The sequence below is a fragment of the Streptomyces sp. E-08 genome (assembly GCF_049913095.1).
Taxonomy (GTDB): Bacteria; Actinomycetota; Actinomycetes; order Streptomycetales; family Streptomycetaceae; genus Streptomyces.
Window position 1 is genome coordinate 4057694 of sequence record NZ_CP183971.1, and the last position, 12403, is coordinate 4070096.

The window sequence follows — 12403 nt, forward strand, 5'->3', positions numbered from 1 at the left end:
CCAGACCGCGAATGCGATCACCGCCGTGATCCCGAGGATGAAGAATGCGATGTCCATGCCAGGGCGATCCCCGCTCCGGCGACCCGCCAAAGCGCACTTGAGCAAGTCCAGAGCTTGGCCCCAGGATGGCGGGCATGACACGACCGCTGCTCAATCGCCGCCTCGCCGAGTTCGGGACGACGATCTTCGCCGAGATGTCCGCGCTCGCCGCCAGGACCGGGTCGATCAACCTCGGTCAGGGCTTCCCCGACACCGACGGCCCGGAGGAGATCCGGGAGGCCGCGGTCCGCGCGCTGCGGGACGGCCGCGGCAACCAGTACCCGCCCGGCCCCGGCGTCCCCGAGCTGCGTTCGGCGATCGCCGACCACCAGCGCGAGCGGTACGGCCTCGCGTACGACCCCGACGCCGAGGTCCTCGTCACGGCGGGCGCCACCGAGGCCATCGCCGCGGCCCTGCTCGCCCTGGTCGAGCCGGGCGACGAGGTGATCGCCCTGGAGCCGTACTACGACTCCTACGCGGCCTGCATCGCGATGGCGGGCGGCACCCGCGTCCCCGTCACCCTCCGCCCCCACGAGGGCACCTACGTCCTCGACCTCGACGAACTGCGGGCCGCCGTCACCGACCGGACCCGGCTGATCCTCCTGAACACCCCGCACAACCCCACCGGCACGGTCCTCACCCGGGCCGAGCTGACCGCCGTCGCCGAGCTCGCGATCGAGCGGGACCTGCTCGTCGTCACGGACGAGGTCTACGAGCACCTGGTCTTCGACGACGCCGAGCACCTGCCGATCGCGAGCCTCCCCGGCATGCGGGAGCGCACGGTCACCATCGGCTCGGCCGGCAAGACGTTCTCCTTCACCGGCTGGAAGGTCGGCTGGATCACCGCGAGCCCCGACCTGACCTCCGCCGTCCGCTCGGCCAAGCAGTTCCTCACGTACGTCTCCTCGGGCCCCTTCCAGTACGCGATCGCCGAGGCCCTCCGCCTCCCGGCCGCCTACTTCGACAGCCTCCGCGCCGACCTGAGCGCCAAGCGGGACCTGCTGAGCGAGGGCCTCGCCCAGGCGGGCTTCGAGGTCTACCGCCCGGCCGGCACCTACTTCGTCACCACCGACATCCGGCCCCTCGGCGCCACCGACGGCTTCGCCTTCTGCCGCTCCCTCCCCGAGCGCGCCGGCGTCGTCGCCATTCCCAACGCCGTCTTCTACGACCACCGCGAGGCCGGCGCCCCCTTCGTGCGCTTCGCCTTCTGCAAGCGGACCGAGATCCTGGAGGAGGCCGTCTCCCGCCTCAAGGCGCTCAGCGCCTGACAGGGCCGTTCCGCCGGACGGGGCCCGGCCGCCGGGCCCCACGGACGAAAGCCCGGCCAGGGCCGCGATCCTGATGGTCGCGGCCCTGGCCGGGCTGTCGTGGTGCTACGGGGCGTACGCCCCGACGCCCCCGCGCATGGCGGTCCGAGACGCCGGGGGTACGGAGGGGGCTTACGCCTCCTCGTCGCCCTCGGCCTTGTCCTCGGGGGACTCCAGGCCGAACTGCTCGACGATCCACTTGTCGAACTCGATGGAGGCGCGGACCCAGCTGACCGTGGAGGACACGAAGTGCTCCAGGGCGACGCCGGTGCCGATCAGCATCTGCGCCTCGCCGATGAGGCGGAGGGTGGCGGAGCCGTCCTCCTCCTCGTGCAGGTGCGTGTACACCTTGGGCCACAGGGTGCGGCGGTTCCAGTCGTCGATCGCGTCGAGGATCTTCGCGCGGTCGTCGGCGGCGTGCGGGCGGTCGTAGAACGTCCGCACCGAGAAGACCTGCTGCTCGCCCTCGCCGCGGAACATGAAGTACGTGCGGAACTCCTCCCACGGCGCCGCGAGGTCACCCTCGTCGTCGACGACGTACTTGAGTTCCATCTGCTCGAGGAGCTGCTTGACGAGGTCCTGGTCGGGGACGACGGGGCCCGCCGGTCCTGCGGCCTGAGGCTGGGGCTGGCCCCCGAAATTCGGAATCGAGGACGGGTCGATGCTCACCGTTATTTCCCTTCGTACGGATGCTCGCCATCCTCCCCCATGCCGGGCGGTACGTGGCAAGTCCCACCTCCCGCGATCCGCTGCGGGCTGACAAGATCTGGTCCTCATGGGGGAGAAAACGGGGAAGAAGGCGAAACCGGTGAGGCCGCGACCGTGGACCTGGGTCTGGGTCTCGGTGGTGGTGACCCTGCTCTGCGGCGGCCCGATCGGCTTCGTGGTCTGGGGCGCGATGGCCTGGAGCGAGATCGGCGAGACGAAGCAGGTGGACTGCGCCGAGGTGATGACCTTCGCCCGGGGCAGCCTCCCGGCGAGCGCCGAGGACGCCCGCTGCACCGCGGCCCACTGGCAGGACACGCAGGCCACGGCGGAGTTCCGGATGCCGCGCTCCGAGGTCGCCGGATGGCTGGACACGACCTATCCGACGGGGAAGCCGGCGTTCTCCTGCGACCGGGACCGGTGCGTGGACGTGTCGTTCGACGACGTCCTGTACGTCCACGTCCGGGTCACGTACGAGGACGGGGTCACCGCCCTCGTACGTGTGGAGGCCTTCGACACCTGAGGTGCGTGTCGAGGCCTTCGGCACCTGACCTACTGGACCGCCCCGACGATCAGGCCGTCCTCGACACGGTCCACCCGGACCGTGTCGCCGTCCACGACCTCGCCCGCGAGGATCTCCTTCGCGAGCCGGTCGCCGATCGCCGTCTGGATGAGCCGGCGCAGCGGCCGCGCGCCGTACGCGGGGTCGTTGCCCTCCTCGGCGAGCCACTCCAGGGCCTCCGGGGTGACCTCCAGGGTGAGGCGCCGCTCCGCGAGCCGCTTCGCGAGCCGGTCGATCTGCAGCTGCGCGATCCGGCCCAGCTCGGCCCGGTCGAGCGCCGAGAAGACGACCAGGTCGTCCAGACGGTTGAGGAACTCGGGCTTGAAGCTCGCCCGCACCACGTCCAGGACCTGCTGCTTCTTCACGTCCTCCGAGGTCAGGGGCTCCACGAGGTACTGGCTGCCCAGGTTCGACGTGAGGATCAGGATGGTGTTGCGAAAGTCCACCGTCCGGCCCTGCCCGTCGGTCAGGCGTCCGTCGTCCAGGACCTGGAGCAGGACGTCGAAGACCTCCGGGTGGGCCTTCTCCACCTCGTCGAGCAGGACCACGCTGTACGGGCGGCGGCGGACCGCCTCCGTGAGCTGGCCGCCCTCCTCGTAGCCGACGTAGCCGGGAGGCGCGCCGACCAGGCGGGCGACGGAGTGCTTCTCGCCGTACTCCGACATGTCGATGCGGATCATGGCCCGCTCGTCGTCGAAGAGGAAGTCGGCGAGCGCCTTCGCCAGCTCGGTCTTGCCGACGCCGGTCGGACCGAGGAAGAGGAAGGAACCGGTGGGCCGGTCGGGGTCGGCGATCCCGGCGCGGGTGCGGCGCACCGCGTCGGAGACGGCCTGCACGGCCTCGGACTGGCCGATCAGCCGCCGCCCGAGCTCGTCCTCCATGCGGAGCAGCTTCTGCGTCTCGCCCTCCAGGAGGCGGCCGGCGGGGATGCCGGTCCAGGAGCCGACCACGTCCGCGATGTCGTCGGGGCCGACCTCCTCCTTGACCATGGTGTCCTTGGAGGACTCCTGCTGGGCCTCGGCCTCGGAGGCCTCCTCCAGCTCCCGCTCCAGGCCCGGGATCTCCCCGTACAGCAGCTTGGAGGCGGTGTCGAAGTCGCCGTCGCGCTGGGCGCGCTCGGCGCGGCCCCGGGTCTCGTCGAGGCGTTCCTTGAGCTCGCCGACCCGGTTGAGGGACTGCTTCTCCTTCTCCCAGCGGGCGGTCAGGCCGCGCAGCTCCTCCTCGCGGTCGGCGAGGTCGCGCCGCAGCTTCTCCAGGCGCTGCTTGCTCGCCGCGTCCGTCTCGTTCTTCAGGGCCAGCTCCTCCATGCGGAGCCGGTCCACGGAGCGCTGGAGCTCGTCGATCTCGACGGGCGAGGAGTCGATCTCCATGCGGAGCCGGGAGGCGGCCTCGTCGACGAGGTCGATGGCCTTGTCGGGGAGGAAGCGGGACGTGATGTACCGGTCGGAGAGGGTCGCGGCGGCCACCAGGGCGGAGTCGTTGATCTGCACCTTGTGGTGGGCCTCGTACCGGCCCTTGAGCCCGCGGAGGATCGCGATGGTGTCCTCCACGGTCGGCTCGGCGACCAGGACCTGCTGGAAGCGGCGCTCCAGGGCGGGGTCCTTCTCGATCCGCTCGCGGTACTCGTCGAGGGTGGTCGCGCCGACCATGCGGAGCTCGCCGCGGGCCAGCATCGGCTTCAGCATGTTGCCGGCGTCCATGGCGGAGTCGCCGCCGGCGCCCGCGCCGACGACCGTGTGCAGCTCGTCGATGAAGGTGATGATCTGGCCGTCGCTCGCCTTGATCTCGGAGAGGACGGTCTTCAGTCGCTCCTCGAACTCGCCGCGGTACTTCGCGCCGGCGACCATCGCGCCGAGGTCGAGCGAGACGAGCCGCTTGTTCTTCAGGGACTCGGGGACGTCGCCCTTCACGATCCGCTGGGCGAGGCCCTCGACGACGGCGGTCTTGCCGACGCCGGGCTCGCCGATGAGGACCGGGTTGTTCTTGGTGCGGCGGGACAGCACCTGGACCACGCGGCGGATCTCGTGGTCGCGGCCGATGACCGGGTCCAGCTTGCCCTCGCGCGCGGCGGCGGTGAAGTCCGTGCCGAACTTCTCCAGCGCCTTGTACTGCCCCTCCGGGTCGGGTGTGGTCACCCGGCGTCCTCCCCTGCTCTTCTCGAACGCGTCGAGCAGCTTCTTCGCGCTCGCGCCCTGCGCGTCGAGGATCTCACCGGCCGGGCCGCCCTTGGCCGCGATCGACGCGAGCAGGTGCTCGGTCGACAGGAAGTCGTCGCCGAGCTCCTTCGCGCGCCGGTCGGCGTCGGCGATCACGGCGAGGAAGTCACGGCTGGGCTGCGGGGGCGCGACCGTGGACCCGGTGACGCTCGGCAGGGCGGCGAGCAGCCGCTCCGCGCCGGCGCGGACGGCGGCCTGGTCGGCGCCGACGGCGGCCAGCAGATCGACGATGTTCTCGTTGTCCTGACCGGCCAGGAGGGCCAGCAGCAGGTGGGCGGGGGTCAGGTCGGCGTGCCCCTCGGACACGGCGCGGCTGCTCGCCGCGTTGATCGCGTCCCGGCTCCTGTTGGTCAGTTCGGCGTCCACGTGCGGTGCTCCTCCTGAGTTCTCGTGGGCTCTCTCCTTCTATGACTTCTCCAGGGTACACAAAGTTGAGTCCGATCGGCTCAAGGTATCGGAGGGAGGTCGTCCCCGGGTAGTTTCCGGGCATGGCCACAGACCCCAGGAACCCGTCCGACTCGTACCTGAGCTTCTGGCGCGAGTACCACATGTGCACCCTGACCACCCCGCGCCCGGACGGCACTCCGCACGTCGTCGCGGTCGGCGTCACGTACGACCCCGAGGGCGGGTACGCGCGCGTGATCACCAACAAGAACAGCCGGAAGGTCGCCAACGTCCTGGCGGCGGGCGCGGAGGGCGCGCGGGTCGCGGTCTGCCAGGTCGACAAGGGGCGCTGGGCCACCCTGGAGGGCGTCGCCCGCGTCCGCACGGAGGCCGAGACGGTCGCGGACGCCGTCGCCCGCTACGCGGAGCGCTACGGCCGCACGCCGGCCCCGAACCCGGACCGGGTCGTCATCGAGATCGCCCTCACCCGGGCGATGGGCCGCGCCTGAGCGCGGAGGCGGGAGCGCCGCGCCCGAGCGCGGAGACGGGAAGGCCGCGCCCGAGCGCGGAAACGGGAAAGCACAGCGGCGCCATCGCGTTTCAGGTCCGCGATGGCGCCGCTGTGTGGGGGAAGTGCCGGAGCGATCTACAACGACGGGGGAATCGCTCAGGCACTGCGGGGGGTGGCGGTGATGGTCTCGGGTTCGATCAGCTGGTGGTCCCGCTGGTCGAGGTTGACGAAGATCATGCCGTACCGGATGGCACAGCGGATGGGCTGTGGAGCGCCTCGGGGGCGGCGCAGACAGCGGTACGCACGGACGTCCTCGTCCTGCTCTCGGGCGACGACGATCGGCTCTCCGAAGAGCGTGACCTTCAGCGAGTCACCACGGTGGGGGATGGCCGTGGCGAGATCGACGAAGTGCCAGCCGGAGCGATAGGCCGAGGCCATCTCACGGCGGAACCTGGGGTCATCGGGAACATTCATGCGCCCGTCTAGCTCCAGCCGGGGTCCTGCGCGGGGGCCACGCTCCAGCCCGGGTCACCGAGGAGCGCGGGGCCGGCGAGGTGCCAGCCCGGGTCGAGCGGAGCGGCCTGCACCTGCTCCGTGTCCGAGTGCCAGCCCGGATCCGGAACCACTCCCACCGCGCCCACTGTGGCGGCCGCGATGAAGGCGACTCCGGCCGCCGCGCGTATGAGCTTCTTCATCATCACCGAGCAACCTCACTTGAAGGCAACGTCTCTTTCCAACCCCCGCGACTAAGACGATGGCTTACTCTCTGCGCCTGCACCACCAAACCCAGGCATCATGTTCCTGAGATGCAGGAGCCTGGGGGTGTACATATGCGGAAACAAGCGGACGAAACAGGTCACCCTCATTCGCACGCCGAACTGTGCGAAGCGGGCGGCGAGCTGTATGCGGCCGCTCTGCGGACCGGGCGAATACCCCGGTCAGAGGCGGTCGGGACGCCGTGCCTCCTCGACCTGTCCCTGCTCCACCCCGACCCCGACGACGCCCAGTGGCTCCGCCCGGTTCCCCCCTCCGCGGCCCTCGCCCAGCTGCTCCAGCCGATCGAACGGGAAATACTCGACCGCCGTCGGCGCACCGTCGCCCTGTCGGACGCTTTCGAGCCGTTCATGGCCATCAGCGCCCACGACTCACCCACCACACACGCCATCACCGTCCTCGAGGGCATCGACCGCATCAACTCGACCCTCGACCGCGTCGTGGCCAACTGCCGCCACGAGCTCCTCACCGTCCAGCCGGGCGGCGGCCGCCCCGCCCAGGCCCTCAGCGAGGCCCTGGACCGCGTCTCCCCGCTCCTCGGCCGCGGCATCAGCATGCGCACGCTCTACCAGCACACCGCGCGCCACACCGAGCTCACGCTGACCTACCTGGAGCACGTCGGCCCCGAGGTCCAGGTGCGCACCCTCGAAGAGATCATCGACCGGCTGATCATCGTCGACCGCGAGGTCGCCTTCATCCCGGCCCGCAGCGACCGCCAGGTCGCCCTGGAACTGCGCCACCCCGGCCTGGTCGCGTACCTCTGCGGCGTCTTCGACCAGTTCTGGCAGCTGGCCGTGCCGATACGGGAGGAGATCCCGTACGACATCAAGACCGACGGCATCGGCGGCGTGCAGCGCTCCATCGCCAGGCTCCTCGTCGAGGGACACGTCGACGAGGCCATCGCCCGCCGGCTCGGCATGAACGTGCGGACCTGCCGGGCGCACATCGCCAAACTCGCCGCCGCCCTCGGCAGCGGCAGCCGGGCGCAGCTCGGCTATCTGATCGCCCAGTCCGGCATCCTCGAACGGGACAACTGAAAGAGGCCCCCTCCCTGAGGGAGGGGGCCTCTTCCGGACATCGTGCGATGGTGAAGGGCTACTCGCCGCGCTTCGGGCGCCACACCACGAGGGCGCTCGCCTGCTGCACGTCGGTGTACGGCACCAGGTCCCTGCGGTACGAGGCGTGCACCTGGGCCTCGCGCTGGCGCAGCGTCGCCGCCGCGCCCTCGACCGCCGCCGACAGCTCGGCCACCCGGGCCTGGAGCGCCACGACCTGGTTCTCCAGTTCGATGATGCGCTTGATCCCGGCCAGGTTGATGCCCTCGTCCTGCGACAGCTGCTGCACCTGACGGAGCAGCTCGATGTCACGGGCCGAGTAGCGCCGGCCGCGGCCCGCCGTGCGGTCCGGGGAGACCAGACCGAGGCGGTCGTACTGCCGGAGGGTCTGCGGGTGCAGACCGGAGAGCTGGGCCGCCACCGAGATGACGTACACCGGCGACTCGTCGGTCAGTTCGTACGGATTGCGTCGGCGCTCCATCTGCTCAAGCTCCCTTCGCCGCCTGGAACAGCTCGGCCCGCGGGTCCTCCGAGGCGGTCGCCTCGCGGAAGGTCTCCAGGGCCTCGCGTGCCTTGTCGTCCAGATCCTTCGGCACGGCCACCTCGACCGTGACGAGGAGGTCTCCGCGCGTGCCGTCCTTGCGGACCGCGCCCTTGCCCCGGGCGCGCATGGTCCGGCCGTTCGGGGTGCCCGCGGGCAGCTTGAGGGTGACCGCGGGGCCGCCGAGGGTCGGCACCTTGATCTCGCCGCCGAGCGCCGCCTCCGAGAAGGAGACCGGCACCGTGACGGTGAGGTTGTCGTCCTTGCGGCCGAAGACCGGGTGGTCGTCGACGTGCACGACGACGTACAGGTCGCCGTTCTGCCCGCCGCGCTCGCCCGGCGCTCCCTTGCCGCGGAGACGGATCTTCTGGTTGTCGCTGACGCCCGCGGGGATGCGGACCTGCATGGTGCGGGAGGACTTGGCCCGGCCGCTGCCCTTGCAGACCTCGCAGGGGTTCTCGGCGATGAGGCCGCGGCCCTTGCAGTCCACGCAGGGGTCGGTGAGCGAGAAGCCGCCGCCGCTGCCGCGCGATACCTGCCCGGTGCCGACGCAGGTCGGGCACACCCGGGGCGTGCCGTTCTTGTCGCCGGTGCCCGAGCACGCCGTGCACGGCTGCTGGCTGGACATCCGCAGCGGTACGGTCGCGCCCTCGATGGCCTCGGTGAAGCTGAGCGTCACCTCGGACTCGATGTCCTGGCCGCGCCGCGGCTGGGTGCGGGTGCCCGCTCCCCCGCCGCGGTTGAACAGGCCGCCGAAGACGTCGCCGATGCCGCCGCCGCCCCCGAAGCCGCCGCCCGCCCCGCCCTGGGCGCCTCCGAAGAGGTCGCCCAGGTCGAAGTTGAACGAGCCGCCGCCTCCGGGGCCGCCGGCCCTGAAGCCGCCGTTCCCGAAGAGGGCGCGGGCGTCGTCGTACTCCTTGCGCTTCTTGGCGTCGCCGAGGACGTCGTTCGCCTCGGAGATCTCCTTGAAGCGCGCCTCGGCGGTCGCGTCACCCTTGTTGGCGTCCGGATGGTTCTCGCGGGCGAGCTTCCGGTACGCCTTCTTGATCTCGGCCTCGGTGGCGTCCTTGGGGACGCCGAGAACCTTGTAGTAGTCCTTCTCGACGAAGTCCTTCGTGCTCATCGACGTCCCTCCTCCCGCGTACGGGTACGGCTGTTACTCGCTGTCCTGCTCGGACGTGTCGGGGTCACCCGACTCCTCGGCCTTGCCCTGGGCCCCGGGCTGGGGCTCGGCGACGGCCACGCGGGCGGGCCGGATGGTCCGCTCGCCGATCCGGTACCCCGGCTGCAGGATCGCCACGCAGGTCGTCTCGGTGACGTCCGGCGCGTACGAGTGCATCAGGGCCTCGTGGATCGTCGGGTCGAAGGGCTCGCCCTCCTTGCCGAACTGCTGCAGACCCATCTTGGCGACGACGGTCTCCAGCGATTCGGCCACCGACTTGAACCCGCCCACGAGCTCGCCGTGGTCCCGGGCCCGGCCGACGTCGTCGAGCACGGGGAGGAGCTCGGCCAGGAGGCTCGCGACGGCGATCTCCTTGACCGTGACCCGGTCCCGCTCCACGCGGCGGCGGTAGTTCTGGTACTCGGCCTGGAGCCGCTGGAGGTCCGCGGTGCGCTCGGCGAGCGCGGTACGGGCCTGGTCCAGCTGCGCCAGCAGGGCTACGTCCGTAGCGTCCCCGGCCGGGGCCGTCGAGTCCTCTTCGGACTCGACGGCCTCGGCGGCGTCGTCAGCGGTGGCGCCGGAGGGGACGTCGGGCTTCTCCTCGAAGCCCGGGGTCTCCTCGGTCACGCCTGGCCGCCCTTCGGCTTCTCGTCGTCCACGATCTCGGCGTCGACGACGTCGTCGTCCTGGGCCTGGGCCTGACCGGCGTCTCCGCCGGCGGCCTGGGCGCCCTGGGCGTCGGCGTACAGCGCCTGGCCGAGCTTCTGCGAGACGGCCGCGACCTTCTCGGTGGCGGTGCGGATCTCGGCGGTGTCCTCGCCCTTGAGCTTCTCCTTCAGCTCGACGAGCGCGGCCTCGACCTCGGCCTTGACGTCACCGGGGAGCTTGTCCTCGTTGTCCTTGATGAACTTCTCCGTCTGGTAGACGAGCTGCTCACCCTGGTTGCGGGACTCGGCGGCCTCGCGGCGACGGTGGTCCTCGTCCGCGTACTGCTCGGCCTCCTGGCGCATGCGGTCGACCTCGTCCTTCGGCAGCGAGGAGCCGCCGGTGACGGTCATCTTCTGCTCCTTGCCCGTGCCCAGGTCCTTCGCGGTCACGTGCATGATGCCGTTGGCGTCGATGTCGAAGGCGACCTCGATCTGCGGGACGCCACGCGGGGCCGGCGGCAGACCGGTCAGCTCGAACATGCCGAGCTTCTTGTTGTACGCCGCGATCTCGCGCTCGCCCTGGTAGACCTGGATCTGCACGGACGGCTGGTTGTCCTCGGCCGTCGTGAAGATCTCGGACCGCTTGGTCGGGATCGTGGTGTTGCGCTCGATGAGCTTGGTCATGATGCCGCCCTTGGTCTCGATACCGAGGGACAGCGGGGTCACGTCGAGGAGCAGGACGTCCTTGACCTCACCCTTGAGGACACCGGCCTGGAGCGCGGCGCCGATGGCGACGACCTCGTCCGGGTTGACGCCCTTGTTGGCGTCCTGACCGCCGGTCAGCTCCTTGACGAGCTCGGCGACGGCCGGCATGCGGGTCGAGCCACCGACGAGGACGACGTGGTCGATCTCGGAGAGCTGGATGCCCGCGTCCTTGATGACGTTGTGGAACGGCACCTTGCAGCGGTCGAGCAGGTCGGAGGTGAGCTGCTGGAACTGGGCGCGCGTGAGCTTCTCGTCCAGGTGCAGCGGGCCCTCGGCGGAGGCCGTGATGTAGGGCAGGTTGATCGTGGTCTCGGTCGAGGACGAGAGCTCGATCTTCGCCTTCTCCGCGGCCTCGCGGAGACGCTGGAGAGCCATCTTGTCCTTGGCCAGGTCCACACCGTGACCGTTCTGGAACTGCGTCACCAGGTAGTCGACGACGCGCTGGTCCCAGTCGTCACCACCGAGGTGGTTGTCACCGTTGGTGGCCTTCACCTCGACGACGCCGTCGCCGATCTCCAGGAGGGACACGTCGAAGGTGCCGCCACCGAGGTCGAAGACGAGGATCGTCTGGTCGTCCTTGTCGAGGCCGTACGCCAGGGCGGCCGCGGTGGGCTCGTTGACGATGCGCAGGACGTTGAGGCCCGCGATCTCACCGGCCTCCTTGGTGGCCTGACGCTCGGAGTCGTTGAAGTACGCCGGGACGGTGATGACCGCGTCGACGACCTTCTCGCCCAGGTACGCCTCGGCGTCACGCTTGAGCTTCTGCAGGATGAAGGCGCTCATCTGCTGCGGGTTGAAGTTCTTGCCGTCGATCTCGATCTTCCAGTCGGTGCCCATGTGGCGCTTGACCGACCGGATGGTCCTGTCGACGTTGGTGACGGCCTGACGCTTGGCCACCTCGCCGACGAGCACCTCGCCGTTCTTCGCGAAGGCGACGACGGACGGCGTGGTCCTGGCGCCCTCGGCGTTGGTGATGACGGTGGGCTCGCCGCCTTCCAGAACGCTGACGACGGAGTTAGTCGTGCCCAGGTCGATGCCGACCGCACGTGCCATTTCGATTCCTCCAGCTGACTGACTTGAGTGGAACTGACTCAAGGATGCACGAGGAACCGGATCGCGTCAACAGACCTGAGCGGAGTCGACTCAACTCTTCGCCGAGTCCACCACTCAAAGAGCGTGCCGCTCCCCCGTTTGACCGGGTTCGCATGAGAGGGTCCGGACATATCCCAGGATTCCCGCCGAAGGGTGTGAGCGCATGACGGCGAAGCGCGCGTTCGACGTGGCGGGCGGGCTCGCCCTGCTCCTCGTCCTCTCACCCCTGATCGCCGGCATCGCCCTGTCCGTCACCCTCGGCGGCGGCGCCGTGCTGCGCCGCCGGACGGTGGCCGGCCTGGAGGGGCGGCCGTTCACGATGCTCACCTTCCGCACCAGGAGCCCACTGGCCGCGCTGCCCCTTCTCCTGCACGTCGTCGCGGGCCGGATGTCGCTCGTCGGGCCGTGCCCGCTGACCCCGGGCCACCGCGAGTGCGGGGGCGAGGGGCGCCGCCGGCTCTCCGTACGCCCGGGGCTGACCGGACCGTGGCAGATCAGCGGCCGCTCGGACCTGCCGTGGGAGGAGCGCGAACTGCTCGATCTCCACTATGTGGACCACCACTGGCTGGGGATGGACCTGGTGATCCTTGCGCGTACGCTTCCAGCAGTCCGCAGGCGTCGCGCGGCAAGGTTTGCCTGAGCG

The 12403-nt window shown here is 70.4% G+C and carries 13 protein-coding genes; 5 read left to right on the top strand and 8 right to left on the bottom strand.

All coding sequences use genetic code 11. The features are described 5' to 3' along the window. The first annotated feature begins 125 nt into the window (after positions 1-125). Positions 126-1307, top strand: a complete 1182-nt coding sequence (locus ACN9MM_RS18510) for a pyridoxal phosphate-dependent aminotransferase (RefSeq protein WP_426364660.1) — start codon at positions 126-128, stop codon at positions 1305-1307. A gap of 171 nt (positions 1308-1478) precedes the next feature. On the opposite strand, the gene ACN9MM_RS18515 is transcribed toward ACN9MM_RS18510, so the two are convergent. Beyond that, positions 1479-2015, bottom strand: a complete 537-nt coding sequence (locus ACN9MM_RS18515; protein WP_426364661.1) for a YbjN domain-containing protein — start codon at positions 2013-2015, stop codon at positions 1479-1481. A gap of 139 nt (positions 2016-2154) precedes the next feature. Between ACN9MM_RS18515 and ACN9MM_RS18520 the strand changes: the two genes are divergently transcribed. Then, positions 2155-2574, top strand: a complete 420-nt coding sequence (locus ACN9MM_RS18520) for a hypothetical protein (protein ID WP_426364662.1) — start codon at positions 2155-2157, stop codon at positions 2572-2574. 29 nt (positions 2575-2603) lie between these two features. Here ACN9MM_RS18520 and clpB read toward each other — a convergent pair whose 3' ends face one another. Then, the gene (clpB, locus tag ACN9MM_RS18525; protein WP_426364663.1) at positions 2604-5195 is read right to left on the bottom strand and encodes an ATP-dependent chaperone ClpB; all 2592 of its coding nucleotides are present in this window, start codon (positions 5193-5195) and stop codon (positions 2604-2606) included. Between the two features lie 122 nt (positions 5196-5317). Between clpB and ACN9MM_RS18530 the strand changes: the two genes are divergently transcribed. Beyond that, a complete protein-coding gene (locus ACN9MM_RS18530) occupies positions 5318-5722 on the top strand; it encodes a pyridoxamine 5'-phosphate oxidase family protein (protein ID WP_426364664.1) in 405 nt (134 codons plus the stop codon). 158 nt (positions 5723-5880) lie between these two features. Here ACN9MM_RS18530 and ACN9MM_RS18535 read toward each other — a convergent pair whose 3' ends face one another. Together ACN9MM_RS18535 and ACN9MM_RS18540 are read right to left on the bottom strand one after the other, a co-directional pair. After that, a complete protein-coding gene (locus ACN9MM_RS18535; protein WP_053649837.1) occupies positions 5881-6198 on the bottom strand; it encodes a (2Fe-2S)-binding protein in 318 nt (105 codons plus the stop codon). A gap of 8 nt (positions 6199-6206) precedes the next feature. Next, a complete protein-coding gene (locus tag ACN9MM_RS18540; protein WP_383669137.1) occupies positions 6207-6422 on the bottom strand; it encodes a hypothetical protein in 216 nt (71 codons plus the stop codon). Between the two features lie 132 nt (positions 6423-6554). Between ACN9MM_RS18540 and ACN9MM_RS18545 the strand changes: the two genes are divergently transcribed. Next, on the top strand, positions 6555-7535 hold the full coding sequence (locus ACN9MM_RS18545; RefSeq protein WP_426364665.1) for a helix-turn-helix transcriptional regulator: 981 nt from the start codon (positions 6555-6557) through the stop codon (positions 7533-7535). A 58-nt stretch (positions 7536-7593) separates the two neighbouring features. Here ACN9MM_RS18545 and ACN9MM_RS18550 read toward each other — a convergent pair whose 3' ends face one another. The 4 genes from ACN9MM_RS18550 to dnaK are packed head-to-tail and all read right to left on the bottom strand — an operon-like array spanning position 7594 to position 11721. Further along, positions 7594-8034 (bottom strand): heat shock protein transcriptional repressor HspR, encoded by a 441-nt coding sequence (locus ACN9MM_RS18550; protein WP_426364666.1) that lies wholly within the window; start codon positions 8032-8034, stop codon positions 7594-7596. A 4-nt stretch (positions 8035-8038) separates the two neighbouring features. Beyond that, on the bottom strand, positions 8039-9217 hold the full coding sequence (gene dnaJ / locus ACN9MM_RS18555) for a molecular chaperone DnaJ (protein ID WP_426364667.1): 1179 nt from the start codon (positions 9215-9217) through the stop codon (positions 8039-8041). Between the two features lie 33 nt (positions 9218-9250). Continuing rightward, positions 9251-9883 carry a nucleotide exchange factor GrpE gene (grpE, locus tag ACN9MM_RS18560; RefSeq protein ID WP_426364668.1) on the bottom strand — a complete coding sequence of 211 codons (633 nt, stop codon included), beginning with the start codon at positions 9881-9883 and terminating at the stop codon, positions 9251-9253. Further along, positions 9880-11721: a molecular chaperone DnaK gene (dnaK, locus tag ACN9MM_RS18565; protein WP_426364669.1), complete on the bottom strand. Its 1842-nt coding sequence runs from the start codon at positions 11719-11721 to the stop codon at positions 9880-9882. Before dnaK ends, grpE begins: the two co-directional genes overlap by 4 nt. Positions 11722-11923: 202 nt before the next feature. On the opposite strand from dnaK, the gene ACN9MM_RS18570 reads away from it, so the two are divergent. Beyond that, on the top strand, positions 11924-12400 hold the full coding sequence (locus ACN9MM_RS18570; RefSeq protein WP_426364670.1) for a sugar transferase: 477 nt from the start codon (positions 11924-11926) through the stop codon (positions 12398-12400). The last annotated feature ends 3 nt before the right edge of the window (positions 12401-12403 follow it).

Excerpts from the sequence above, each read along its gene's own strand:
- ACN9MM_RS18510 (WP_426364660.1), top strand. The coding sequence starts at position 126 with ATGGCGGGCATGACACGACCGCTGCTCAATCGCCGCCTCGCCGAGTTC.
- ACN9MM_RS18530 (WP_426364664.1), top strand. The coding sequence starts at position 5,318 with ATGGCCACAGACCCCAGGAACCCGTCCGACTCGTACCTGAGCTTCTGG.
- ACN9MM_RS18535 (WP_053649837.1), bottom strand. The coding sequence starts at position 6,198 with ATGAATGTTCCCGATGACCCCAGGTTCCGCCGTGAGATGGCCTCGGCC.
- ACN9MM_RS18540 (WP_383669137.1), bottom strand. The coding sequence starts at position 6,422 with ATGATGAAGAAGCTCATACGCGCGGCGGCCGGAGTCGCCTTCATCGCG.
- ACN9MM_RS18545 (WP_426364665.1), top strand. The coding sequence starts at position 6,555 with ATGCGGAAACAAGCGGACGAAACAGGTCACCCTCATTCGCACGCCGAA.
- ACN9MM_RS18550 (WP_426364666.1), bottom strand. The coding sequence starts at position 8,034 with ATGGAGCGCCGACGCAATCCGTACGAACTGACCGACGAGTCGCCGGTG.
- dnaJ (WP_426364667.1), bottom strand. The coding sequence starts at position 9,217 with ATGAGCACGAAGGACTTCGTCGAGAAGGACTACTACAAGGTTCTCGGC.
- dnaK (WP_426364669.1), bottom strand. The coding sequence starts at position 11,721 with ATGGCACGTGCGGTCGGCATCGACCTGGGCACGACTAACTCCGTCGTC.
- ACN9MM_RS18570 (WP_426364670.1), top strand. The coding sequence starts at position 11,924 with ATGACGGCGAAGCGCGCGTTCGACGTGGCGGGCGGGCTCGCCCTGCTC.